The organism is Paenibacillus tengchongensis, from assembly GCF_008973665.1.
Classification (GTDB): Bacteria; Bacillota; Bacilli; order Paenibacillales; family Paenibacillaceae; genus Paenibacillus_AQ; species Paenibacillus_AQ tengchongensis.
Window position 1 is genome coordinate 199,716 of record NZ_WACP01000008.1, and the last position, 26,686, is coordinate 226,401.

Here is a 26,686-nt window from a genome sequence, read left to right on the forward strand (position 1 = left end):
CTTTGCGAAAAGGGGTATACACAATGGGCAAGAAATACAAGCCAAGAGCAAGAATGCTGCTGACGCTCGGACTGGTGCTGGCGTTTGCGGCAACCGGCTGCGGCGGTAATAATGCGGCGGACAACAACAAAGGCAATGCGGAGAATGCGAACGCAACCAGTACGGCGGCTGCGGAGCAGACCGCTGAACCGACGGCTGCGGCCTTGTCGGCCGACGAGCCGGGCTGGCAGATCGACACCTCACCGATTACGTTTGACTGGTATCTGAACTTCTCCTGGTTTCCGAATAAATGGGGCGTAGACCCGACCTCGCAATATGTAACGAAAAAGACGGGCGTCAACATCAACTTCATCGTGCCGGCAGGCAATGAGCTGGAGAAGCTCAACACGATGATGGCCTCCGGCCAGCTGCCTGACTTCATTACCCTCGGTTACTGGGAAGATGCCATTAAGAAAATGATCGAAGGCGACATGGTGCTGCCGCTCAACAAGCTGGCTGAGGAGTATGATCCGTATTTCTTCAAAGTATCCGACAAGGATAAGCTGGGCTGGTATACCCAGGAGGACGGCAATGTCTATGGGTATCCGAACTCGTCCTCGTCCCCGGCCGATTATGAGAAATATGGTGAAAACTATGTTTCAAACCAGACTTTTGTCGTACGCAAAGACATTTACGAAGCCATCGGCAGTCCCGATATGCGTACCCCCGAAGGCTTCCTGAACGCGCTGAAGATGGCCCAGGAGAAATTCCCGCAGGTGAACGGCCAGCCGCTGATTCCGCTCGGCCTGCATGAATTCACCGAGAACGGCAACGACTCGCTGGAAGGCTACATTCAGAACTTCCTGGCTATTCCGTGGGAGAAGGACGGCAAGGTATACGACCGCGAGACCGATCCCGAGTATGTGCGCTGGATGAAGACGCTGCGCCAGGCCAATGAAGACGGGCTGCTTGCCAAGGATATCTTCATCGACAAGCGGGCACAGATGGAAGAGAAGATCGCCCAGGGCCGTTACTTCGCGATGCTGTACCAACGCACCGACTTTGCGGCACAGCTGGGCACGATTTACCAGAAGAACCCTGATCAGGTGTATATCGCAGTGGACGGTCCGGCCAACACCAATCTGGACCAGCCGACCCTGAACGGCCCCGGCATCTCCGGCTGGACGGTGACGCTGATCTCCAAGAACGTCAAGAACAAAGAGCGGGCGATCCGCTTCCTGAGCTACCTGAACAGTGAAGAAGGCAACAAGGATTTATATTTGGGCGAAAAAGGCGTCAGCTATGATACAATTGACGGGAAAGACCAGTTCCTGCCGGAAGCATTCGAGCTGATGAACAAGGACCGTGCGGAATTCGACAAGAAATACGGCTCCTCCTTCACCTTCTGGATGATGCAGAATACGAACATCACCGACCAGTGGGCGCCGAAATCGGTAGAGCCGTTCAAGCAGCTTGAAGACTGGACGCGCGGCAAAGCGATTAACACCTCGGAATTCCAGCTGATCGATCCGACCGGCAACTCGCCGGAAGGCATTATCGGCACCAAGCTGAAGAACCTGCGCGGCAAGACGCTGCCGAAGCTCCTGATGGCTTCCTCCGAAGCCGAATTCGACAAGATCTGGAACGACTATCTGGAGAAGAAGGAGAAGGAAGGCCAGGCCGAATTCGATGCGTACCGCCAGATGAAATATGAAGAGAACAAGAAGAAGCTCGGAATGGAATAAATAGGACCGGCCCAATTGCCCGCCAGTACGCGGGCTTTTGGGTGTTTTTCTTCTTTTGCGGAAGAAAGCACGGCAGGAAGGATGCGGAACCATGGGTATGCGCGGGCGGATAGGCGAGTTGTGGAATTCATTCAGCTACTGGTTTGGGCGGTTATCGCTGCAGAGCAGACTGGTGGCGGCTTATATCTTTATTATTCTCGGTCCGAGCCTGCTCGTGTCCACGTATTCGTATCAGGCCATCAACAAGACTTATGTAAGCGATGCCATTGATAAGAACAATTATCTCCTGCAGATGGAGAAGCTGCATGTCACGAACCAGATTGAAACGATGGAGCGGGCGGCCCAGATGGTCATCTCCGATAAGGCTGTGCAGGAATATCTGATGAATGATACCTCTGTCCCCCTTGGAGAGCTGATTGAATTCAATACGATTACCATTAAAAATTTAAGCCGGATTATGGACAATAATCCAAGCATTGAGCATTTACGGCTATTTTCCGACAACAGCAGCATGTACGAATTCTGGCCGATTCTGTTCCGTGAGGAACGGGCCAGGGATGCTTCCTGGTACCAGGAGGCTCTTCGGCTGGGGGACCAGGAGCTGTGGGTGTTTCAGAGCACCGATCCCGATGTGATGCGGCGGTATACGAATCAGATGTCGGAGGACCAGCCCAAGGTCTCCCTGGTACGCGAGGTAAGCATCCCTGCGGGGCATCATGCGGGAGTGCTCCAGGTGGATATGCTGCTCAACAACTTCACGCCCAAGACCTACACTGACGTGCGGGACAATCAGTCGCAGATGTTCATCGCCGACAGGGACCTGCGTCTCTTCACGCGCCCGGATCACTCGTTTCTCGGGCAGAACGGGCAGATGTCGGCGGCGATTCTGGAGCGTCTGCAGCATTACCGGGATACGGGGGAATGGGATGTCCATTACAAGGAGAACGGCAAATCCTTTCTGCTGATCCATGCGCCGCTGGAGCGGATCGGGGCAACGCTGCTTAACGTGGTGTCCATGGATGATGTCCTCAAGGATATTTCCCGCACGCGCAATCTGCTCATCGGTGCGAATATCGGGTTTATTTTTCTGGTAACGGCTATTGCCTATGTCATGAACGCCTTCATTCTCAAAAATCTGCGCAAATTGACCGAAACGATGAAGCAGGTGCGCCGGGGCGGCGAGTATACAGGGATCAGTATCCGCGGCGGCGGCGAGGTCGGGGAGCTTGCGCATCACTTCTCCAAGCTGATGAATACAATCAATACGCTGGTGGCCCAGGCTGTGCACAAGCAGGCGCTTTCCAAGGAGGCGGAGCTGCGGACGCTCCATAACCAGATCGACGCCCACTTCCTCTATAACACGCTGGAGAATATCAAGATGCTTGCAGAGATCGAAGACCAGCGGGAAATCTCCGACGCGCTGACCTCGCTCGGCGGAATGATGCGCTATAACTTCAAATGGTCCGGCGAATATGTCCGGCTGTATGAAGAGGTCCGCCATATCGAGAATTACATTGATGTGATGAATATCCGCTTCGAGCATCCGGTGCATCTGGAGCTTAACATCAAGCCCTTCTATGATGAGCTGGAGGTGCTGAAAATGTCGCTGCAGCCGATTGTAGAGAACAGCGTCAAGCATGCCTGGCCGGACGAAACGGCGGATACCGGCGGGCGGATTATCCGCATGGAGGTGTCGGAGGTAAACGGGGACATCGCGATTACGATTACCGACAACGGCTCCGGACTGTCCGCGGAGGCTCTCAAGGCCTTGCATGAGAGGATTTATGCCCGGGAGGAGCCGCAAGAGGAAGCTTCCGCTGCTGTGGGGGCCGGAAGAAGAGCAGGGGGCATCGGGCTGCGGAATGTGCATCAGCGGCTGCAGCTGTTCTACGGCGGGGCCTACGGACTGGTGGTGCGGAGCGAGCAGGGCATTTACACGGAGGTATGCATTACGCTGCCGAAAGTTCTTTTTGCCGGAGGAGGCAAGCCATGACAACCATGCTGATCGTCGACGATGAGAAAATGATCCGCCAGGGCCTGAAGGCGATGATTGAACGGGAATTTCCGTCCATGTACAGCATCGCGCTGGCCGGCAACGGAGAGGAAGCGCTGGAGCTGTACCGGCAGGAGCAGCGGGATATTATTATAACGGATATCCGGATGCCGGTAATGGACGGTTTCGCGCTGCTGGAGGCGCTGGCCAGGCTGACGGCCGGCGGGGAGGGACCGGCTGTGGTCATCCTGAGCGGCTACGACGATTTCGAGTACGCCAAGAATGCGATCCGTCATCGCGTTAAGGATTACCTGCTGAAGCCGATCCGCCGCGATGAGCTGTTCGAGGTGCTTTCGCGCATCTCCGGGGAGCGGCAGGAGCGGGAGAGCAGCGCCCGCCGGCAGGCCCAGGAGGCGCGCGATTTCCGCCGTGAGCTGCGCACTGCGCGGCTGCGCGGGCTGCTGATGCACCAGGAGACTGCGCCGGCGCCGGAGCAGCTGGAGGAGCTCGCGGCGCTGGCCGTACCCTTCACGCTGGCCGTAATGGCCGGCTACTATGCCGACGGCACGCGGATGAAGCCGGAGGAGGTGCGCAGCCTGGTCGAACGGCTGGCCGGTCCGCTGGAGCAGCGCTTTCTGGAGGTGCTGGCCGACTGGGAGGGGAAGCTGGTACTGGTCAGCGGCGGTAAGGAGCAGCTGCAGGCGCTGCCGAAGCTGGCGGAAGCCAAGGAACGCAAAAGCCTGCAGATCGGCGTCTCGCGCACAGCCGGACATGCCGGGGAATTCCTGGCCTGCTATGAAGAGGCATGCCGGGCGCTGCAGTATACGTTCCTGTCTCCGCAGGCCGGGCTCATGGATGTGGCGGATACGTTCACGGGACGGCTTATCTTTCCGGCTCCGGAAGCGGAGCTCCGCAAGCTGCTTAATATGCTGGGCACCGACCGCGACAAGGAGCTCCGGCAGCTGCTGGGCCAGATCTTTCATATTGATGAGCTGCCGAATCTGGACCTGTCTTATGTGGAGCAGACCGCCCGCAGCATCAATGAACGAGTGCTGGATGAAGTGTTCCGCGTGCACGGGGAAGCCTCGGTGGAGGTGCTGAAGCAGTACCGCATGGCCGGCAATATGTACAATTACCGTCATTTTCACGACTATTACCGTGCACTGGAGCATCTCCTGCTGACGATAAATGACTATATTACCGGCATCCGCTCGGCCCATACGGAGCATGCGGACATGGAGAAGGCGCTGCGTTATATAGAAGAGAATTATGCGCGTCCACTGAATATGGCGATGGTCAGCAACCATGTGTCGCTCAGCTATTCTTACTTCAGCGAAGCCTTTAAGGTTTATACCGGAGAGAGCTTTGTCGTATACTTGAAAAAAGTCCGCATCCGCCATGCCAAGGAGCTGCTGCAGGGCAACACGATTAAGCTGAACGCCGTATCGGAAGCGGTTGGCTTCGAGAACAGCAAACAGTTCGCCCGCGTGTTCAGGGAAATGGAGGGCATCTCGCCCGGAGAATACCGGACCAAGCATCTGCTGGAGCAATCGACTTCCAGGCTGCGGGATGGTCAATCGTAGGCGGGAAGGTCAACTGTGAGGCTGGGTGGTCTATACAATGCGGGGCCGCCCTGATGTAGGCCGTTAACGTTGGGAAGCTGTGCTCCTTCCCGCCGAAGGAAGCTTGCAATGCGGAGTACGGGGTCGGAAGGGCCGGCGTACCCGGGCACCGGCGTGGCTGCGTTTCGGGCGGAATTTTGCTGGAGGAACATGGATATGGATATGGAAATGATTCAAGGAAATTTGATTACGGTTGAGACGCTCACTGCGGATTTCCGCCGGCTGGGCGTACGGGAAGGGATGACGCTGCTGGTGCACTCTTCCTTCAAGTCGCTGGGAAAGTGGGTGGCGGGCGGACCGGTAGCGGTTATTCTCGCGCTGGAGCAGGTGCTCGGCGCTGAAGGCACGCTGGTCATGCCGACTCACTCCTCCGACCTGACCGATCCGGCCGGCTGGAGCAATCCGCCGGTGCCGGAGGAATGGTGGCAGACGATCCGGGAGCAGATGCCGCCCTATGATGCCGATTTGACCCCGCTGAATGGGATGGGGGTTATCCCGGACACGTTCCGCAAGCAGGCCGGGGTGCGGCGCAGCGGACATCCGGTGGATTCCTTCGCCGCGTGGGGGAAGCACCGGGATCTGATTGTGGACGCGCATGCCCTGGATTTCGGCCTCGGCGACCATTCGCCGCTGGCCCGGATTTATGATCTGCACGGCAGCGTGCTGCTGCTGGGCGTAGGCAACCTGAACAATACTTCACTGCATCTTGCCGAATACCGTGCGGAGTATGCGGAGAAGAAGGAGATTACCGCCGGAGCGCCGATGCTGGTGAATGGCGTGCGGCAATGGGTGAAGTTCAGGGACTATGACTGGAACTCCGATGATTTCGGAGCGCTCGGTGACGACTATGCCCGCGAGACGGGCGGCATCGTGTATGGCCCGGTGGCCGCAGCGACGGCTGGGCTGATACCGCAGCGGAATATTGTTGACTACGCAGTGAAGTGGCTGGAGCGTAACCGGTAGTGCGGTGAGGAGGATAGTTGGTTTGTGTTGGACGTCGCGGCTAGCGCAGCCCAACTGATGCCGTAGCGGGATGTCGTTGACTACGCAGTGAAGTGGCTGAAGCGTAACCGGTAGTGCGGTAAAGGGGCCGGAGTGGGGTGGTAGGTGGCTTTGTGATGAAGTCGGCGGCAGGGGTGTGGTTAGGAGTTTTGCGTTAGAGTGGCTGGAGTGTGAGGGGAGGAAGTCGTTTTCTGAGGAACCCACGGGGGCTAGCTACTCTCAGACTTTTGTTGTCCCAGGACCACTAAGTGGAAAATCGCAAACTAATATCGAGTGTATAGGCAAACTGATGAATCTAAGTGGATTTGAGCAGCCTCTTTCACCGTTCTAAGGTGTGAGAAGAGTATCTTGTACAAATTAGTTTGCCGATTTCCACTTAGAAGCTCAAATGTCGGTTATTGCGCATAATTAGGTGGCGATAATCGAACTAACCGTTGGATAGCTTACTCGGCCCTGTGAAGCAGAGCTTCATTAAAAAGAAGCTGCAAGGAGCACAGCTCAGCAAAAGCTGGATTCAATCCTATGTATATTCACAATACCGGACAGTGAGGGGAAGGCTATGGGTACTACAACACTGTACATTACGAGACATGGACAGACCGAATGGAACGTGCAGCAGCGGATGCAGGGGCAGATGGACTCCCCGCTGACGGAGCTTGGCGTACGCCAGGCGGAGTGGCTCGGCCGTGCGATGCGCGACAAGTCCATCGACGCCGTCTACTCCAGCTCCAGTCCGCGTGCTATCCGGACAGCCGAGATTATCCGCGGTGAACGGGCGGTGCCGGTTGTACCGTGTGACGATTTTAAGGAGCTGGGCCTGGGCACCTGGGAAGGCGGCGTCACCGCTGAGCTGGAGAGCAGCCACCCGGAGCAATATCAGTATTTCTGGAAGAACCCGGCGCGGTTTGCGGTGGAGGGCAGCGAGACCTTTGCCGGGGCGCAGCAGCGTGCGCTGGTGAAGCTGATGGACATTGTCCGTCAGCATGAAGGGCAGACCCTACTGGTTGTAACGCATACGGTCATCATCAAGGTGCTGATGGCGTATTTTGAGGGCCGGGTGATGGAGAAGCTGTGGGACCTGCCTTATATTCACCCAACCTGCTTGTGCAGGGTGGACATCACGGATGGTACAGCCGAAATTGTGCTGCACGGAGACATCAGCCATTATGAGACAGACGCGTCAGAGACGAACTCTTAACCGTTATTAGGCGAAGTATGAGACAGTGTTACAAAAATCAGGCAGGCGATGGGCGTTCGATAAAACGTCTGTCGTCTGTTTTGCTTAGGTGCCCTGGTTCTGGGCTAACGGGCGGATACTGCCCCTGACTAATGAACAGGCACTTGTCCGGCAGTGTCCTGGAGCAATGACGGAGACGTCCGGGTGCCGTTCATTCGGGCACTCAGCGCTGCGATATCGCCGTCAAGCGCCTTGAGCCCGGGAAGGAAAGCCATTACTCCCGCGCAGAGGACAGGCAAGAGCCCGGCCAAGACAAACATTGCAGGTACCCCGGACAGCTGGGCTACCGCCGAGCCCGCAAAAGCGCCAATGGGTGCAAGGCCGCCTCCGATCAGGAGCCGGATCGCATTGACCCGTCCCTGCAGTTCTGCTGGTACGAGCCTGCTGTGCAGGGCTGAGCTAAGCGAACCGAAGAAGGGACCGCAGGCGCCGGTAACAAAGACGGCGGCCAGCGCCACGGGATATACCGGGAACAGCCCCCATATTACTGTGGCAAGGCCAATACAGGCCAGGCTGCCAAGCATGACTGCCCGCCGCCGTTTAATCTCTCCTATCACAGAGATCAGGCCCAGTCCGCTAAAAGTACCCAAGGCAAGGCTTGTAGTCAGCATGCCGAGAACTGTTGCATCACCGTGCAGGATTTGCCGCACATAAGGGCCCATCATTGTCCAGACCGCAGCAGAGCTCAGGTTGCTGACTGCGGCCATGCCCATGATCATAAGCATGGCTGGAAGCTGGCGGTAGAAGGAGAAACCGGCCGCAATCTCCCGCTGATAACCCATGAAGGAGAAGGGGCTTGACGTTGGAACAGGCATGGGTATGCGCCGCAGGATCAGCAGGGAGCAGACGGCAGCAGCGTAACATACAGCATTAATGCCAAGCGTAGGCAATGTTCCGCTCGCTGTAATCAAGACGCCGGCCAGCGCGGGACCTAGCAGAACGGCACTGCTTCGGCAGGCATCGACAGCGGCGAAGGCGCGGGTCAGCTTGCTGTCAGCGGCGATGCCGGGAATAATAGCCATGGCTGTGGGCATGAACAGGGCTGCTCCGGCGCCGCTGAGGATAGCCGCTACAAATAAGTGCCACAGCTGCAGGCTGCCGGTTAGACCCATGAACAACGGCACAACGATTGCCAAGATTCGTAATGTTGTCAGTATGGCCATCAGGCGCACACGGTTCAGCCGATCGGACAACGGTGACCCGAGCAGGCGCAGCAGCAGCTCCGTGATACCGGAAACGAGAGCGATTCCCCCCAAGGCCAGTTTAGAATCGGTCAATTCGCTCGCCAGCCACTCCATCGTAAACAGTCCGGCCGTATCCCCGAGCGTACTGAAGGAGACCGTAGCCAGCAGGCCGTAATAATTGCGTTTTTGCATGCGGCTCACCTCTTCTTAAATATGTGCTTCCTCGATCCCGGGCACCCGGCTCAGCTTTGCAGATAATCTGCCATTTGCTGCGGCAACCCGTCCAGGGCCTCCAGACGCAGGCTGTACGAGGTGCTTTTGCCGCTGGAATGGACGATGACCAGACCCGCCGCCCGCAGGGCGATCAGGTGATAGTGGATGGTGCTCTTGGAAAGGCCGACCTCTTTTACAATCTCCGTGAAATTCAGCTGGCTGCCGGTCAGCAGGCGCAGAATATAGAGCCGCGTCTCATCCGACAATGCGCGGGTCAGGCGCAGCAGCGCCGGAGCCGGACGGCCCGCTTCAGGCGGGAGCACATCGCAGGAGTAAGCGGTGAACAACACTTCATCATAGAACGTCGAAGTGACCAGGGGCCGGGCGTGATATTGCGGAATCAGAATAACCTGCTTTAATGATTCGGTAGGATACAGCCGCATCCCGGCAGTAGCCTGCTCAAAAACCTCGGTATCCTTCTCGCCGCCCAGCAACGCGCGCCGGACTTCAGCCTCCTGCTGAAGTCCGGTGAGTATGCCGGGGTTAATTGTGCTGAAGTATCCCCGGTCCCACTCGCGGAGAATTTCCACAGCCGTATCGCGCAGCTCCGGCAGATTGGACGGCACCGATTGGCCGAAGCGTCCGGCGGTCTCATAGATTTCTCCGGGACTGAGGGCCCCGAACCACGCCAGAAAGCCGTCAACCGTACGTTTTTCACCCGGACACGTCCAAATGAAGGGCAGCAGGCTGAAGTCCTCGGCAACCGTAACAAGCTCTTTCATCCGCTGCAGAGTTCTTGGAGCAAAGCGGTCCTGGACATCCCGGACCCAAGTCTTTCCCGCATCCATGGCATTATGATTTTGTTTTCCCAAAAAAGCGTTCAGGCTGTTCACACATTCGTACATCGGCGCAAAATCAACGTCTACTTTGTACACCGGATCTCACCATTCCTTTACGGTCTATATTAGTTCTATAAATATAGAACTAATATTCAGTTAGATTATATTGAAACTTCGGACCGATTTCAAGATAAATTTAACAGTATTTGCTTCGGCCCGGCAATCAAAGAAAGACGGCTCCGCGGACATTGCGTCCATGGAGCCGTCTTCTTAGTATGCTGCAATTATGCTAAGCGGGGATCTCAGCGGAGACTGCCGGTCAGTCGATAAATTGCAACGACTTCAGGGCTTTCTCCAGCATGGTCACCGCTTCCGCGCGGGTGGCTAGAAGCTTTGGCGCGAAGATGCCGCCAGGTCTGCCCTGAATGATGCCTTCGGCGGCAATCTCGCCGATGGCTGCCTGTGACCAGGCTGGAATGCTTGCGGCATCGCTGAATTTCGCGAGTGCAGCTGCATCGGTACTCAAGGTTTTGCCGGTGTATTTCATGGCTTTGGACAGCACGACTGCAATTTCCTGGCGGGTGATCGGGCTATTTGGCATAAAGCTGCCGTCCGTGTAGCCTGTAATCAGTCCCGCTGCAGCTGCGGTCTGAACCGCTTCGGCATACCAGTCGCTTGCGCTGACATCGCTGAAGGTGGCTGCGCCGCTGACTGGTGCAAGTCCGAGCGAGCGCGTAATCAGCGCTGCGAACTCGGCGCGGGTTACGTTCTGCGACGGCGAGAACGCCGTGGGGCCCGTTCCAGTGACGATCAGCTTGGACGCCAGCAGCTCAATCGCCGGCTGTGCCCAGTGTCCGCTGGTGTCGCCAAAGGTCTTGGACGTTGTGACCACTGTATACAAGCTATTGCTGTTACGCAGGATCGTTACTTCCGTGGTACCGTCAGCCTTGACAGTAAATACGGAAGGAACGAAGCTCAGCTTGCCGGTGGCCGGATCATAAGACACGGCTGTCGCATGGTCCGGATTCAGCGCAGATGGTGCGGTGATGCTGCGCTTCACATATGTGCTGCCGAAGCTGTTCAGCGGCACGCTGGTATTTCCGGAGGAAGCAGTAACCGTGAATTCAATAACTGGTGCTGCTACGGTAACAGAGCCTGCAGCAGCAGCCTGGTTCACGCTGCTCTGTGTTGCTGCACTTGCTGCCAGCACGGACACGGTAACCGTGAAGTCGCCGCTGCCAAGCTGAGCCGTGAGCGCCGAAGCGTTCATGACGCTGAGCGGAAGCGAGTAAGTGGCGGTTCCCGTTGTAAAGGTTAGCACCGTTGCAGGGTTGGCTGCCGCCTGCTGCAGCAGTGCGCTGCCCGGAAGCACGACCTGTGATCCGCCTGCCGTTGCCGTTACCGGAATGACCAGTTCGCTGGTGCCGGTAGGCAGTGCCGCCAGCTTGGCGGTCAGATCGGCGGCGGTAATCGTCGTTACCTCCGGCTTCGCCGCAGGTGCCGGCGTTGCCGATGCCGACGGGCTAGGTGTAGGCGCCGGATTCGATCCCCCCGGAGCCGGCGTAGGCGTCGGTGTAGGCGCTGCACCCTTCAAATCGGTGATGCGGCCTTCCGTACCGATGTTGACTGTGCCAACGTCCTTCAGATAACCGGTAAATACTTCATAGTCCGGCAGGTACAGCTCATAGAAGCGGCCGTCCGCTTTGGCTGTCGCGAGCGAGCGGTAGAAGTCGCCGCCGCCGGCCATGAAGGAGTTGGTCGACAGTATATAGTAGCCGTTCGGATCAACGGCAGTGTAGCTGCCGTTCGCTTGCTTGATCTCTACGGATACGATCCGCTGTCCTTCCTGTTCCACCACATTTGTCGTCGGATTAATGATTTCAGCAGGCTTGGTTGAGTCATACGTGTATTTCATGCCGGAAACCTGGGCGAAACGGCCCTGGTCAGTTTCCAGTCCGCTGACACTGTTCTCCAGCGCATCGATAATTTCCTGCCCGGTAACCTTCAAGGCCACCAGACTGTTGGAGAACGGCATGACGGTCAGCACTTCGCCCAGCGTAATGTCACCCTGGTCGATGCCGGCCCGGATGCCGCCGCCGTTCTGAATGGCAACGAAGCCTTTAATCGCCGATAGCTCGCTCTCCGGAATCAATCCGCTGACCAGCTCCCGGGCTTTCGCATTGATGCCGTCAGCCACCAGGTTGCCGAGATTGGTTTCTTCCTTGCGGACTACGCGTGTAGCCTTGCCGTCGATTACGCGCTCATAAACGAGCGGCACATCCGTCTTGCCGACAACGGTCTGACGGATTTCCGCGAGATCCTTGTCATAGCCGGCCAGCATTTCCTTGGCCTTCGCATCTTCGGCAAATTGGCTGACGTCGAGCAGCTTGCCGTGGTAGTCGGTAATGACACCTGCATCGTCAAACTCGACATCCAGCTCGCCCAGATTCTGCCCGTATTCGCCGGTCTGAACGATCAGGGTCGGCTCGCTGTCCTCGTTGATGACTACAGGAGCATCCAGCTTCGTGTGCGTGTGTCCGCCGACGATGACGTCGATGCCAGGCACTTCAGCAGCCAGCTGCAGATCGACGTTGTAGCCCAAGTGGGAGACAGCGATGATCTTATTGATGCCTTCTGCCTGAAGCGCGGCTACGGTTGCTTCCGCGCTGGCTTTGTAATCCTGGAAGCTGATGTTGTCTCCCGGTGAGGACAATCCTACGGTATCCTCGGTTGTAAGTCCGAAGATGCCGACCGCTTCGCCTTGCACTTCTTTTACAATGGAAGGGTAGATATGGCCATTCTGTACTTCGGTTCCATCCAGGCCGCCAATCTCATCCTTGTAAATTCCCTTCAACACGTTGTCCTTGGACGTAAAATCAATGTTCGAGCTGACAAACGGGAACTCTGCCTCATCGATGAATGCTTTCAATGCACCGAGGCCCTTATCGAACTCATGGTTGCCGAAGGTCATTGCGTCATAGCCGATGTAGTTCATAAAGCTGAGGTCAGCTAAGCCCTCGAACTTGGTAAAGTAAAGCGTGCCCGAGAACACATCCCCGGCATCAATCAGCAGGGAATTCGGTGTGCGTTCCTGCTTGATGGCGGTCATCCGCTTCACTACGGTTTCCAGATGGCTGTGCGTGTCATTGGTATGCAGAATGCGCAGGGAGAAGTCCTCGTCTTCCGGAGCTGTGCCCTTCAGATCGGTGATGCGGCCTTCAACCTTGGCTTCAACGGACTCGTGCTTCTCCAGATAAGACAACAGCACTTCGAAGTCCGGAAGTCCCAGCTCATAATAACGTCCGTCCGCCTTCGCTGCGGCCAGTGCGCGGTAGAAGTCGCCGCCGCCCGCCATGAAGGAGTTCGTCGACAGAAGATAGTAAGCCTTCGGATCAATCGGCGCATAGGAGCCGTCCTCCTGCAGAATGTCGACGGAAATGATCCGTTCTCCTTCTTGGGTAACTTCTCCGGTAATTGAATCGACAATCTCCGGTGTTCTGGTCGAATCAAAGGTATATTTCATACCTGATACCTGGGCGAAGCGTCCCTGGTCGGAGCTGAGTCCGCTGACGGAGTTCTCCAGCGAGGAGATGATTTCTTCGCCGGTGACTTTCAGGGCGGCCAGACTGTTGCCGAACGGAAGGGTAGTCAGCACTTCGCCCATCGTAATGTCACCCTTGTCGATGGCTGCCCGGATGCCGCCGCCGTTCTGGATCGCGACCACGCCTTTAATGGAGGCAAGGTCCTCAGCAGATACGAAGTTCGGCATCAGCTCGCGTACTTTGTCCGCGATGCTGTCGGCGATCATGTTGCCAATTGGCGTTTCTTCCTGACGCACGACGCGTACGGATTTGCCGTCGATCATCCGGTTGGTGTAGAGATCTACACCCGTATGGCCGACTACTGTGCTGCGCACGGTCGCAAGCTCGGCGTCATATGGCGCAAGCAGGGCTTTGGCCGCTACATCCTCGCCGAACAGGTTCACGTCAAGCAACTGGCCGTTGTAGGACAGGATTTCGCCATTCTTGTCAAAAGTGACGTCGAGCTCGCCCAGGAACTGGCTGTATTCGCCGGTCTGGACAATCAGGACGTTCTTGCCGGTGCCCACATTGACAATTGGGGTCGGAGGGTTATCTACCTTGGTATGGGAGTGCCCGCCTACGATAATGTCGATGCCCGGTACCGCTTTGGCCAGCTCCTGGTCAACGGTATACCCGAGGTGGGTAACGGCGATGATTTTGTTGATGCCCTGTTTCTCCAGCATCTCTACCGTCTTCTTGGCGCTTTCCACATGATCCTTAAAGGTGATTTTGTCGCCCGGCGAGGCCAGGCCTACTGTATCTTCGGTAGTCAATCCGAAAATACCGATCTGCTCACCGTATACATCCTTGATGACTGCAGGATAAATGTTGCCGTCCTTGGCTGTGCTTGCCGCCTCACTCGTTGCCAGCGTTCCGATCGTATCATGATACAGCTCGGCAAGCTCGCTCTTCTTCGTGGTGAAATCAATATTGGAGCTGGCGAACGGGAACTGTGCGGCAGTGACGAAATTCTTCAGGACCTCCGGCTGATCCTTATTCAGATCGAACTCGTGGTTACCGAAGGTCATAGCGTCATAGCCGATGTTATTCATGAACTTAATGTCAGCCTGGCCCTTGAACTGGGTGAAGTACAGGGTGCCCGAGAACACATCGCCGGCATCGAGCAGTACCGAGTTGCCCGTGCGTTCGCTGCTGATGGCAGAGGTGCGCTTCGTGACATTTTCCAGATGGCTGTGTGTATCGTTGGTGTGCAATATCCGCAGGTTAAAGTTGTCCGTACCGAAATCAATCTGTGTCAGAAGCGGATCATGATCGCTGACGCGGCCTTCCGCTTCCATGAAATCGGCGTTGATGTGGACAATGTCCAGCGTGGAGCGGCTTGCCAGTCTGTTGTTGACCAGCATATGGTCCAGCGTCTGGGAATTGCCCTCATAGACGTAGGAATAACGCTCGCCCAGGGGCAGGGTGTCGATCAGATTGGTCAATGCGCTGCCTTTGAGCACCTTGAGCGTATTGGAGAACTGGAAGTCGTTCAAGTCGCCCAGTACTACAACGTTAGCTTCAGGGTCCTTCGCCAGCACATCGGATACAAAGCCGTTCACGACCTTGGCAATTTCCGCACGCTGCCCTTCGCTGTCTCTTACCGGAGGCTGGATCCCGCCGTACAGCGACGAATCGCCGGTCTTGGAATTGAAATGGTTGGCGATGACCATAACCTTCTCATCATTAAACATGAATTCGGCCGCCAGCGGCTTACGTGAATCAGTAAAAGCGGCATTATTCGGGGCGATCCGCCCCGGATTCAGGCTGAGGCCGCCGTCCTTGGTATAGCTGACCGCAGTGGTGGCGTTGCCGGCCGTACCCGGAACCAGCGATACCCGTGCTGTGTTGTAAATAAAGCCGACGCGGATATTGCCTCCCGGAGCGCCGCCGTCCTTGTTGTCTTCCGGCGCAATGTCGGTGTAGGCATACACCGGTCCGCCCGCCTTGGAGATGGCGTCAATCAACGCCATATAGCTTTCCTTGGCATCGACAATGCCGTTGTCCGTGGCGCCGCTGTTATCCTGCACTTCCAGCAATCCTACAATATCCGGTGTCTGCAGGTTGTTCACAATGGCTTTGGCCACATTATCGATTTTGGTTGCCGGGCTCGATTTGGAGAAATTCTCCACATTAAAAGAAGCGATGGTCAGCTTGTCCGCTTCCGGCTTCAAGCCCGTTGTTTCCCGCCCGATGGAGGTTCCTGTACTCACTGCAGGAAGAGCTCCGTCCGGATGGACTTTGTAGTTGCCGTAATCGTAACCGAGAATGCCGGTAATTTTGTCAGTGAAGACTTGTCCGGTCTTGACCGGGGTGTCCGGCTTAGCGGCAATCAGAATCCGCTGCGGATTGAAGTCGGCGCCGGTAAGCACCAGGCCCCCCGCCGGGGAACTAACCTCTGTAGTGCTGGCTCCGTTGTTTACGGTGACCGGAATTTCATAATCATAAGGCCCGATAATCTTTGGAGTATTGAGCTGAACGCGCATGCCTTCCAGACTTTCATAGAAATCCAGCGCGTATTTGGCCGGATCGAGTTCTTTGGATAGACCGGCTGAGATAGTGGCCGTCGGGATGGTGCGTCCGCCGGTGCCGATAATGGTTGGGGCAGGTAGTGCATTGCCCTTGGAGAGCGTCACCGCCTGTACAGCCACGATTTCGGTCGTGAGCAGATCAACGGCGTCGGCGTAGCCGGCTTCCTTATATTCTTTGACGCGTCCGTCGACTTGCACAGAATCGCCGACAGCTACATTATTGCCCGGCAGGTACACCATGATGGCTTCCGAGGTGCGGGGATCGTTGTCAGGTGTTGCCGTCTGAATATAGAAAGTGCTGCCGCTCTTATAAGTAACGATCCCTTGAACGCCCTGGACCAGCTTATCTGCGTAGGTCGAGGAGTGGACGGTACCTTGAATTTGCGGAATGGTCAGGCCGGTAAGTGCCTGCTGTGTGGTATAGCTGAACTGGGAGAGGGCGCTGTCTGTCTTGCCTTCTTCCCGGGAGAATGCTTTGATGGCTACGCTGTCGGCATCAAGCACGATCGGGGCCTGATACCAGGCGAAATCCTCTACAGCGGTGCTGCTGCTGTCTATGTAGACGCTGTAGTATACGCTGGCAGTTACGCTTCCGGTAGAGAAGGTCAGTGCCGAGCCTTTGGGTACGATTGTACCCGAGGCGATGGATGCTTTGACTGCAGGAGCGACAGTGTTATCTACGCCGGAAGAGCGCGGGTCCGGTGTGCCGGCAGTGAAATCGGCGGCGTTGTTATCAGTGTCCAGTCCGCGGTTGTCGGCGGGAAGCAGGTCAGAAGCTTTGCGGATAGCTGCGGTAGAGTTGCTGAGGGTAGGGGCTGCAGCGTCTCCTTCGAATAACGAAGCCGTAGTTCCGTATCCGATCAGATCCACTGTTGTTCCTACGGTATTTACCAGGTCAACCTTTCCGTTGGTTCCGCTAAGGTTAAGCGAGCTGGTGGCGTCTGGTTGAGGCAGGTCAGAACCGTTGCTGCCGCCTGCGCCTTGGACCAAATAGTATCCGTCAGAGGGAATACTGCCTGATAATGCCGCAGTGTTGGTGAAGCCGCTTGTTGCAGAGGCATATCTTACTTTCCAACCGCTTAAATCTACCGGAGAATCAGTCGGGTTATACAGCTCAATGAAATCGTTCTTATACAGGGCTCCGGTATTGCCGCCCCCACCGTACACTTGAGAGATTACGATGCCTGTGTGATCTGGAGCTGCAGAAGCCGTCTGCGGTGCGGGAAGGGCAATGCCGGCAACCAGCAGCGCGGAGAGCGCCGCGGACCAGCTTTTTTTCCGCCTGGACGAAATGTTCATTGGTTCAAATCTTCTCCTCTCTTACTTACAGTGATAATCAACCCGTATCATTCTAGCATTTCAATGTTAGATGACAGGTTGTCTATCATTAAATATATATTAAGCGCAGTTTAAAAAACATGGATTTACTGGAAATTTAGTTGATAGGCACAAAAAACTATGACATTATTCTCGCAAAAAACAATAGAGGCGCGCTGTTTTGTGAATAAGTATACGGTTTGCTGGTTTTAGTGATTCGAGCGTATGTTATGTTGGTGTTAATTTTGTGTTAAAAAACGTAAAAACAGGTGGGTTATACTATACGTGGTGATTAGGGGGGGGTATGCCGGGTTTCTCCGGTACCCGCCAAAAAAAGCCCCTGGCCAGAGTGGCCAAGAGCTTGAGGGCATATGGGCGGTGTTGCTGCATTCTTTAGAGCGTAAGGTATTCCCGCCCGCCCATATAAGGCCGCAGCGCCTGCGGAATGTAGATCGTCCCGTCCTCCTGCTGGTGATTCTCCAGCAGCGGAATGAGAATCCGCGGAGTGGCCACGGCGGTGTTGTTCAGGGTGTGGGCGTACCGCATCTGTCCATCCTCGCCGCGGTAACGGATATTCGAACGCCGGGCCTGGAAATCCAGCAGATTCGAGGCCGAATGGGTCTCGCCGAATCCGTTGCGGCTCGGCATCCAGGTCTCGACGTCATACTGCTTATGCGTCTTGAGCGCCATATCGCCGGTACATACGGCGACTACACGGTAAGGCAGCTCCAGCAGCTGCAGGATATGCTCGGCGTTGCCCAGAATCTCCTGCAGCATCTGCTCCGAATAGGCAGGGTCATTCCTGCAGATGACGACCTGTTCAACCTTGGCAAATTGATGCACCCGGTACAGGCCGCGCACATCGCGGCCCGCTGAGCCGACTTCGCTGCGGAAGCAGGCCGAGATTCCGGCCAGCCGCAGCGGCGCGTCCAGCTCCAGAACCTCGTCGCTGTACAGCGAGACCAGCGACACCTCCGAGGTGCCGGCCAGCCAGCGGTTCTCCCCGCGCAGCTCGTACGTCTGGTCCATGCCGGCGGGGAAGAAGCCGGTGCGGGTCAACGCCTCGGGCCGCACGATGACCGGCACGTCCATCGCTGTGAAGCCGCGGGCGGTCAGCACATCGAGCGCCAGCCGCTGCACGGCCAGGTGCAGCAGGACGCCTGCGCCCTTCAGCACATAGCTGCGCGGTCCCCCGGCCTTGACGCCGCGCGGGATGTCAAGGATACCATGCAGCTCGCCGAGCTCGACATGGTCGCGCGGAGCGAAGGCGAATTCGGGAAGCGCGCCGACCCGGCGGACTTCCACATTCTCGCTGTCGTCCTGGCCGACCGGCGTGTCCGCCGACACCGGGTTCGGCGCAAGCAGCTGCAGCTCCGCACAGCGCTGCCCGGCCTCGCCCAGCCCGGCTTCCAGCGCCGTAAGGCTGTCGCCGTTCTGCCGCACCTGCTGCTTCACTGCTTCGGCGGCTGCAGTATCGCCCGCCCGCATCAGGCGCTCCACTTCCTTGGTCAGCCGGTTGCGCTCCGCCCGGCGCTGCTCGGTCTCCTGCAGCAGCGCCCTCCGTTTGTCGTCCCATTCCAGCAGCTCATCCAGCGGGAAGGCCACCTTTTTCCAAACTGCCGTCTCTCTTACTAGCTCCTTGTTGTCCCTGATCCAATTCATGTCCAGCATACCGCGTTCCTCCTTGTTGTCCGAAATGAAAACAAAAAGACGCCCTCATCCATGGGACGAGGAGCGTCAGCTCGCGGTGCCACCCAGGTTGACCCTCATCCCGGCAGGCAATTGCCATGCTGAAGGAGAAAGGGTCCTCTTTGGTCTTCGCGGTAACGGGCGAAACCCGGTAAACTTAGGGAACAACGGTTGCTGCAGATGCTCCGGTCGCAAACGCCTCACGGTTGGATGCCGGTCATTGGCTTAATTGCGCTATAGTGTTGCCGTTTATTATAGCTTAGCGATCAGTCGGGTGCAAGGGGCAGGGCTGACATGTTTTGACGAAGCTCATGGCTTTTGGTAGGATTATTACTAATTTGAAGTATTCATGCCCGGAGCGGCGGGTACATATATTTTTATATTTTACGGATGAGGTGAAGATATGGCTAAGGTTGTAGTGATTAACGGGACACCCTCTCTGGTATCGCGGATCAATGCCGTTATCGAGCATGCGGAGAGCAGGCTGAGTGAACAAGGTCTTGAAGTGGCGCGGATTAATGTGGCCGAGCTTCCGGCGGAGGATTTGATCCATACCCGGTTTGAGAGCGAGGATATCGTCAAAGCGAACGGGCTGGTGGCTGAGGCGGATGCGGTTGTGGTAGTAAGCCCTGTCTACAAGGCATCTTACACGGGGGTGTTAAAGACCTTTCTTGACCTTATTCCGCAAAAAGGCCTCGCCGGCAAAATCGCCCTTCCGCTCTTCATGGGCGGAAGTCTGGCGCACCTGCTGACGATTGATTATGCGCTGAAGCCGGTATTGTCTGTGCTGGGTGCCCGCCATATTCTGGGGGGTGTCTATGCCGTCGATTCCCAGGTGACGCGGACTGATCAAGGTACAGTGGAACTGGCGGAGGAGCTGCAGCTGCGTCTGAACGCCGTGCTGGATGAGCTGGCGGAAGAGACCAAGCTGAAGGCAGAGCGGAAGCGGGCGGAGTAGCCGGCAGTATTCGGAGATCGTCGAAAGCGTCCGGTGGAGACCGCAGTATTAAATAAATGCCCCTATGTTCCGGGAAGTGCCGGAGATAGGGGCGTTTTGCTGTGTGTTGCACCAATTATTGTCTGCTTTAGGGTGTGAATACATTTATTTTGTACAATAGATTCCCATCCTAAGCCCTAAACGTCTTACAAATCGTCAAAGCCGTTGTCGTCGCTGGTCTTGCCGTAGTTACGGGACTTGGCTTCGAAAAAGTCCGTTTTGGTTGCGTTCAGCGCTTCGTCGGAGAATGGCTTGATCCACGGCATACAGTTGACGTCAACGCCTTGGTAGGCCTTCTCCAGCCCCATCAGCGCGAGGCGTTTGTTGGCAATATATTTAATGTAGTCACCCAGTTCGTTCAAGTCGATGCCCTGCACATTGGTCAGGGTGTAGTGGGCCCAGTTCGTCTCCAGCTCGACCGCTCGGTCAATCGTGCGGTAGACGTAGTCCATGTTCTCCTTGGTGTTCAGCTCCGGGAAATCGGCCAGCAGCTGCTTGAATACTTCGGCGAAGAAGTAGCAGTGCTGGTTCTCGTCGCGCTGGATGTAGGAGATCATCTGGCTGGTTGCCATCATTTTCTGGTCACGGGCCAGGTTATAGAAGAAGGCGAAGGTACTGTAGAAGAAGATTCCCTCCAGAATCAGGTCGGCCACCAGCGCCCGGAAAAAGCTCTCCTTCGTCGGCGCATCACGGAAATCCTGGTAGATCGCCGAGATGAACTGGTTGCGCTCCAGCAGCACAGGGTCATGCTTCCAATATTCAAAAATCTCCTTCTGCTCGCTCTCCGACACGATGGAGGACAGTACGTAGGAGTAGGATTGGTTATGCACCACTTCCTGCTGCCCGATGATAGCCGAGATCGCCTCCAGCGAGGAGTCGGTAAAATACCGCTTCACGTCGCCGACGAACATCGTCTGCATCGAGTCCAGCACCGCCAACAGCGAAATGTTGATCTTGAATACGCGCTGCTCTTCGGCTTCCAGCCGCGGGAACTGCTGGGCGTCCTTCGACATCGGAATTTCGTCGGCGATCCAGTGATTCAGCAGCAGCACCTTGTACAGCTTGTACATATGCGGCATGCGGATATCGTTCCAGTTCAGAATGCCGGAGCATTCCCCGTCGATGATGCGGGTCGATTTATTCGGCGCTTCTGTATTAAAAATCTTTTGCAGTTGCATTCTATTTCCCTCCTATATATTGCGTGAAGCTGTTGTTGTTTTTTTGACTTGAGTGATGGAGCCGTGGAACGGAAGTCCAAACATTCCGTGGAATGGCGGATGTAGCACTCAATATTTATTAAAAAACTCGGATCAGCTCGCGCAAGACTCGCACTCCTCAATGGTAAGCGCCCGGCTGCGCACATAATACGTCGATTTCAGGCCGCCCTTCCAGGCGTTCAGGTGCAGCTCCAGGAATTCGGTCGCCTTGATGTCCGGGCGTACGTACAGGTTGAAGCTCTGGGCCTGGTCGACATGGCGCTGGCGGGCCGAGGCCATGCGGATCGACCAGTTCTGGTCGATCATGAACGCCGTCTTGTAGTACCAGATCGTCTTCTCGGACAGGTCGGGAGCCGGATTGGCGATCTTGTAGGTGGTCTTCTCCTCGTAGGAGAGCAGCTCATACAGCGGATCGATGCTGGCCGTGGAGCCGGCGATGATCGAGGTCGAGCCGTTCGGGGCAATCGCGAACATCCAGGCGTTGCGGACGCCGTCTGCGGCCACCTGCGCCTGCAGCTCGCGCCACTGCGCCGTTGTCACGAATTTGCCCTCGCGTTCACCGCTGGTGTAGCCGCGCGAAGCGAAGTACGCGCCGGTCTCCCAGTCGGACCCGGCAAATTTCGGATAGCGGCCCTTCTCACGGGCCAGCTCCATGCTGGAGCGCACCACCAGGTAGTTGATGTGTTCGTACAGGTGGTCGTTATACTCAACGGCTTCCTCGGACTCCCAGCGGATGCCTTCCAGCGCCAGCAGGTGATGCAGGCCGAAGGTGCCGAGGCCGACAGCACGGTACTGGCTGTTCGTGTACTGCGCCTGCAGCACTTCAATATTGTTGATATCAATGACATTATCAAGCATGCGCACCTGAATCGGCACCAGGCGCTCCAGCACTCCGGCCGGTACGGCGCGGGCCAGGTGGATGGAATTCAGGTTGCAGACGACGAAGTCGCCGGGAATCTTTGAGATCACGATCCGGGTCTGTCCGTCCTTGGTCACCAGCTCCTCCTGCTCAACCACCGTAGCCGATTGGTTCTGCATAATCTCCGTGCAGAGATTGGAGGAGAACACCATGCCCTGGTGGCGGTTCGGATTGGTCCGGTTAACCGTGTCGCGGTAGAACATGTATGGCGTGCCGGTCTCGAGCTGGGATTTCATAATCCGCTTCATAATGTCGATGGCCGGAACGGTAATGCGCGAGAGATCCGGATTGGCCGAAGCTTCAGCGTATTTCTCGCGGAACGAGCCTTCGCCGAATTCCTCGTCATAGAAATCTTCAAGGCCGAGAGCGCGGCCGTTCTTGTCCTTCCAGCCCATGACCTTCTTCACTTCGTGCGGGCAGAACAGGTTCCAGGAGCCGCGTGCTTCCACTGCCTCCATGAACAGGTCGGGCAGGCAGACGCCGTGGAACACGTCATGCGCGCGCATCCGCTCGTCGCCGTTGTTCAGCTTCAGATCGAGAAAGGCCAGGATGTCCTTGTGGAACACATCTAGATAGACGGCCACAGCGCCTTTGCGCGTGCCAAGCTGGTCTACGCTGACGGCGGTGTTGTTCAGCTGGCGGATCCAGGGGATGACGCCGGAGCTCGTGTTCTTGTGGCCGCGGATGTCGGAGCCGCGCGCCCGCACCTTGCCGAGGTAGACACCGATGCCGCCGCCCATTTTGCTGAGCCGGGCCACATCCGTGTTGGAATCGAAGATTCCCTCCAGCGAGTCGTCGACGGTGTCGATGAAGCAGCTGGAGAGCTGGCCGGCCACTTTTTTACCGGCGTTGGACATGGTTGGGGTCGCTGCGGTCATATACATGTTGCTCATCGCCCAGTACGCTTCCTTCACCAGCTCCATGCGCTTCTCTTCCGGCTCCTGGTGCATGAGGTACATGGCGATGACCATGTAGCGCTCCTGCGGCAGCTCCATTACGCGTCCGTCGAAGTCGTGGGCCAGATAGCGTTCGGACAGAGTTAGCAGGCCAATATAATCAAACAGCAGGTCGCGTGAAGGGTCGATGCAGGCGCCGAGCTCGATTATCTGTTCCTTGGTGTAATGGGTCAGCAGCTCTTCGCGGTAGATCCCTTTCTTGACCATTTCGGTAATCAGCGGGTACAGCTCGCCGTAAGGCTCATCCGGGTATGCCTTGTAGCGGCGGTTGACGGCGGCCTTCTTGTACAGGGAGGTTAGAAGAGAACGGGCGGCGGCAAATTTCCATTCCGGTTCTTCCTTGCTGACCAGCTCCAGGGCGCTCATGGTAAAAGCGTTGCTGATCTCCTCACCGCTCACTTCGTCGCGGCGCAGCTTGGTGTTCACTCCGCGCAGCAGGGTCTCTTTGTTTAACTGTTCAAGTCCATTCAGAATACGGTCGGCATAAACGGAGAGGCGCATAACGTCAAAGGCCAGCTGGCGGTTGTCGGGTTTCACTACGAGTTGCGGCATGGGGATCATCCTTTCGGTTTTATATAGATTGAACTGGTGATTTTATTGTTTTAGGAATTGACCATGACTCCAAAGAATGTTTGGACTTTCGGCCGCTGTTGTCATCGGATTTCTAGATTTACATTACTTGCTGCGGTAGAAATCTGATGACAAAGGCGGACGCTATCGCTCCTACAGTTCCAAAATTCCCCTCCGTCACTCTTTCCTTAATCCTAAGTTTCAAGTTCAATCTATATATGTTTATTTTTTAATATCAAAAATTGAAATATATGGGCAAAAGAGATGCCAAGCAGAACTTGGCACACTCCTTATGAAAACTAACGTAATCGGCTATCCGTATCTTTTACAGTGCGGCAGGCTCCCAGAGCACAACCTCCGGGCCAGCGAGACTGGCCGGGATGTCGATAATCCGCTGGTTGCTGCTCCCCCGGTAAGGGAGGGTGGTGTCCTTCAAGTCTTCGACGAAACGCCCGTCAATCACGACCTGGCACTGCGAGAGCAGCTTCCATTCCGGCGAAGAGGGATCGGCGGTCAATTCCTCGTAGGTGTATCCTGTGTAAATCCAGACGGAGAAGCCGGGCAGCGCAGCGCGCAGGTCATGGATGAAGCCTGCCGCTTCCTCCGCCGAGAAGAATGGGTCTCCGCCGGCCAGTGTCAGCCCGTCGAGCAGGGGATTGGCGGCGATGTCCGCGATAATCTCCTGCCGGCGCTGCGGGGTGAATGCTTCGCCGTAGTTGAAATTCCAGGTCTTCGGGTTGAAGCAGCCCGGGCAGCGGTGCCGGCAGCCGCTCAGGAAGAGGACGGCCCGCAGGCCTTCCCCTTCATTGATGGATTCCGGGTAGTAACCGCAGATGTTCATAGATGCTTCACGCGGTCCCTAACCTCGGCCTGCTTGGCGGCATTGAAGCGGGTCTGGTAATCGCCGGTCAGATAGCCGGTTACCCGGCGCAGCCGGCGGATGTGCGTCGTGTCCTCATGCGCGCCGCAGGAAGGGCAGTTTGTGCCGATAACCCCTTCATAGCCGCAGCCGGAGCAGCGGTCAATCGGGTGATTGATGCTGAAGTAGCTGATGTTCTGCTCCAGGGCATAGCGGATGATTTTGACAAAAGCGGATGGGTTGCTGCGGGCATTCCCGTTCAGCTCGACATAGGAGATGGCGCCCGCGTTGCAGTATTCATGGAACGGAGCCTCCAGGGCAATCTTCTGCGCCGCGCCCAGCTCATGGTACACAGGAACATGGAACGAGTTCGTATAATATTCGCGGTCGGTTACACCGGGAATGGCACCGAGCTGCTTGCGGTCCACCTTGGTGAACTTGCCGGACAGGCCCTCCGCCGGAGTGGCGAACAGGGTAATGTTCAGGTTCAGCTCGTCGCTCTTGCGGTCGCAGTATTCGCGCATGTGCCGGACAATGTTCAGCGCCTTGGCATGAATCTCCATATCCTCGGCATGGTGCTTGCCGTACATCGCCTTCATGCATTCGGTCATGCCGATGAAGCCGATCGACAGGCTGCCGTGCTTCAGCAGCCCGCCGACCTGATCGTCGGAGCCAAGCTGCTCGCCGCCTTCCCAGACGCCTTCGCGCATCATGAAGTCGGAGGCTTTGGCTTTCTGGGAGGCCTGGATACGGTAGCGGTGCAGCAGACCTTCCAGGGCGATGTCCATATAATAGTTCAAGTCTGCGTAGAAGCCGGCTTCGTCGGCTGCTAAGCGCCGTCCGGTCACGGTGCCGTGGGCGATGCCCAGGCGGACCAGGTTCAGTGTATTAAAGGAAAGGTTGCCTTTGCCGGAGCAGTGGTTGCGTCCGAAGCGGTCGCCCAGCACCCGTGTGCGGCAGCCCATGGTGGCGAATTCCGTATCCGGGTTGGCCGGATCGTAATATTGCAGATTCAGCGGCGCGTCCAGGTTGGCGAAGTTCGGATAGAGCCGGCGCGCGGAGCATTCCGCAGCCATCAGGAACAGCTCGTAGTTCGGATCACCCTGCTGCTGGTTAACGCCCTGCTTGCATTTGAAGATCTGGATCGGGAAGACCGGTGTCTCGCCGCTGCCAAGACCATTCATCGTTGCGGTCAGCAGGGAGCGGATGACGAGCTGGCCTTCCGGAGAGGTACAGGTTCCGTAATTGATGCTGGTGAACGGAATCTGTCCGCCCGAGCGGCTCGACATCGTATTCAGGTTATGTATCATGCTCTCGGCTGCCTGCAGGGTTTCGGTCTCTGTCTCTTTCAGCGCGAAGCGGAAGGAACGCGGGTACTGCTCCGCCAGGTCGCTGCGGCTCATGGTAACCTCGCCGAGATGCGGACCGGCTTGTCCTTCCTCGAAATAGTCCAGGCCCTTGCGGAACAGCTTGGCGAACGATTTGGTGACATAAGGGGCGAGATCAAAGTCGAGCTTGTTGGCGGAGACTCCGCCGTATTGGGCATTTTGCTGGGACTGGAAAATAATCGCCACCAGCGACATGGCCGTCATAATCGAGTTCGGCGGGCGGACGCTGCCATTGCCGGTGTTGAAGCCTTCCCGGAGAAGCCGTTCAAACGGAATGAAGATACAGTTGGTCGTCCCGATCGCGTATTGGTCCAGGTCATGGACATAGACGACATTATCCTTGATGGCCTGCACCAGCTGCGGCGGCATCGTGAAGTTCCGGGCGTACCATTTGGAGTACTCACTGCCGAACTTGCTCATTTTGCCCGAGAAGCTCTCCCCGTTGAGATTGGCGTTCTCGCGCAGCAGATCCATATCCCGGCTGTCGATGATATCCCGTCCCAATTGAATTACTTCCTCCAAAAGCACCTCTTCGGCAGCCTGTTCCCCGTTATAACGTTTCTCCAGCAGCGTCATCTGTCGCTCTCTCCCCTCAGAACATGTATGTATGATCTCATTAAAAAGGCATCTCCCGCCGGCGTTGGCTGGGAAATGCCCGATGCGTAACAGAGAATATCTGTCCTTGATATTCGCTGGCTTGGCGATGGGAATACTGGGTGATGTAAACGCTCGAACGTAGTTTGCTCTATCCAGTCTATTCCCGCAGAAGCCTATATCTGAAGGTAATAATCGAGTATTGCCTTCAGGTATAGGCAGCCCCTTCCTCCCGATGGCTGGGCAGGCTGATC

14 protein-coding genes are annotated in these 26,686 nt (G+C 56.6%); 6 read left to right on the forward strand and 8 right to left on the reverse strand.

What is annotated here, in order from left to right; translation table 11 throughout:
* Nucleotides 1-23: 23 nt before the first annotated feature.
* The 5 genes from F1381_RS15150 (at nucleotide 24) to F1381_RS15170 (ending at nucleotide 7,539) form a co-directional block, all read left to right on the forward strand.
* Nucleotides 24-1,724 (forward strand): type 2 periplasmic-binding domain-containing protein, encoded by a 1,701-nt coding sequence (locus F1381_RS15150; RefSeq protein WP_151735684.1) that lies wholly within the window; start codon nucleotides 24-26, stop codon nucleotides 1,722-1,724.
* Between the two features lie 91 nt (nucleotides 1,725-1,815).
* Nucleotides 1,816-3,717, forward strand: coding sequence for a cache domain-containing sensor histidine kinase (locus F1381_RS15155; RefSeq protein WP_151735685.1), 1,902 nt, complete (start codon nucleotides 1,816-1,818; stop codon nucleotides 3,715-3,717).
* A complete protein-coding gene (locus F1381_RS15160) occupies nucleotides 3,714-5,300 on the forward strand; it encodes a response regulator (protein ID WP_151735686.1) in 1,587 nt (528 codons plus the stop codon). The genes F1381_RS15155 and F1381_RS15160 overlap by 4 nt, the downstream gene beginning before the upstream one ends.
* 201 nt (nucleotides 5,301-5,501) lie before the next feature.
* Nucleotides 5,502-6,302 (forward strand): AAC(3) family N-acetyltransferase, encoded by an 801-nt coding sequence (locus F1381_RS15165; protein ID WP_151735785.1) that lies wholly within the window; start codon nucleotides 5,502-5,504, stop codon nucleotides 6,300-6,302.
* A 598-nt stretch (nucleotides 6,303-6,900) separates the two neighbouring features.
* Complete coding sequence (locus F1381_RS15170) at nucleotides 6,901-7,539, forward strand: histidine phosphatase family protein (RefSeq protein ID WP_151735687.1); 639 nt, start codon at nucleotides 6,901-6,903, stop codon at nucleotides 7,537-7,539.
* A 128-nt stretch (nucleotides 7,540-7,667) separates the two neighbouring features.
* On the opposite strand, the gene F1381_RS15175 is transcribed toward F1381_RS15170, so the two are convergent.
* The 4 genes from F1381_RS15175 to serS all read right to left on the reverse strand — a co-directional run bounded on the left by F1381_RS15175 (nucleotide 7,668) and on the right by serS (nucleotide 18,914).
* Nucleotides 7,668-8,954 carry an MFS transporter gene (locus tag F1381_RS15175; RefSeq protein ID WP_151735688.1) on the reverse strand — a complete coding sequence of 429 codons (1,287 nt, stop codon included), beginning with the start codon at nucleotides 8,952-8,954 and terminating at the stop codon, nucleotides 7,668-7,670.
* Between the two features lie 50 nt (nucleotides 8,955-9,004).
* Complete coding sequence (locus tag F1381_RS15180) at nucleotides 9,005-9,910, reverse strand: ArsR/SmtB family transcription factor (protein WP_151735689.1); 906 nt, start codon at nucleotides 9,908-9,910, stop codon at nucleotides 9,005-9,007.
* 223 nt (nucleotides 9,911-10,133) lie between these two features.
* Entirely contained in the window at nucleotides 10,134-17,225 is a 7,092-nt protein-coding gene (locus F1381_RS15185) for a 5'-nucleotidase C-terminal domain-containing protein (RefSeq protein ID WP_151735690.1), read from the reverse strand.
* Nucleotides 17,226-17,636: 411 nt separating this feature from the next.
* Complete coding sequence (gene serS / locus F1381_RS15190; RefSeq protein WP_151735691.1) at nucleotides 17,637-18,914, reverse strand: serine--tRNA ligase; 1,278 nt, start codon at nucleotides 18,912-18,914, stop codon at nucleotides 17,637-17,639.
* Nucleotides 18,915-19,335: 421 nt separating this feature from the next.
* Here serS and ssuE point away from each other — a divergent pair, with 421 nt between their 5' ends.
* Nucleotides 19,336-19,890 (forward strand): NADPH-dependent FMN reductase, encoded by a 555-nt coding sequence (gene ssuE / locus F1381_RS15195; protein WP_151735692.1) that lies wholly within the window; start codon nucleotides 19,336-19,338, stop codon nucleotides 19,888-19,890.
* A gap of 185 nt (nucleotides 19,891-20,075) precedes the next feature.
* Here the strand turns inward: ssuE and F1381_RS15200 are convergent, their stop codons facing one another.
* The 4 genes from F1381_RS15200 to F1381_RS15215 all read right to left on the reverse strand — a co-directional run bounded on the left by F1381_RS15200 (nucleotide 20,076) and on the right by F1381_RS15215 (nucleotide 26,414).
* Nucleotides 20,076-21,107 carry a ribonucleotide-diphosphate reductase subunit beta gene (locus F1381_RS15200; RefSeq protein WP_151735693.1) on the reverse strand — a complete coding sequence of 344 codons (1,032 nt, stop codon included), beginning with the start codon at nucleotides 21,105-21,107 and terminating at the stop codon, nucleotides 20,076-20,078.
* 132 nt (nucleotides 21,108-21,239) lie between these two features.
* Nucleotides 21,240-23,573: a ribonucleoside-diphosphate reductase subunit alpha gene (locus F1381_RS15205; protein WP_151735694.1), complete on the reverse strand. Its 2,334-nt coding sequence runs from the start codon at nucleotides 23,571-23,573 to the stop codon at nucleotides 21,240-21,242.
* Nucleotides 23,574-23,916: 343 nt separating this feature from the next.
* Complete coding sequence (gene nrdG, locus F1381_RS15210) at nucleotides 23,917-24,432, reverse strand: anaerobic ribonucleoside-triphosphate reductase activating protein (protein ID WP_151735695.1); 516 nt, start codon at nucleotides 24,430-24,432, stop codon at nucleotides 23,917-23,919.
* Nucleotides 24,429-26,414, reverse strand: a complete 1,986-nt coding sequence (locus tag F1381_RS15215; protein ID WP_151735696.1) for an anaerobic ribonucleoside triphosphate reductase — start codon at nucleotides 26,412-26,414, stop codon at nucleotides 24,429-24,431. The genes nrdG and F1381_RS15215 overlap by 4 nt, the downstream gene beginning before the upstream one ends.
* Between the last annotated feature and the right edge of the window lie 272 nt (nucleotides 26,415-26,686).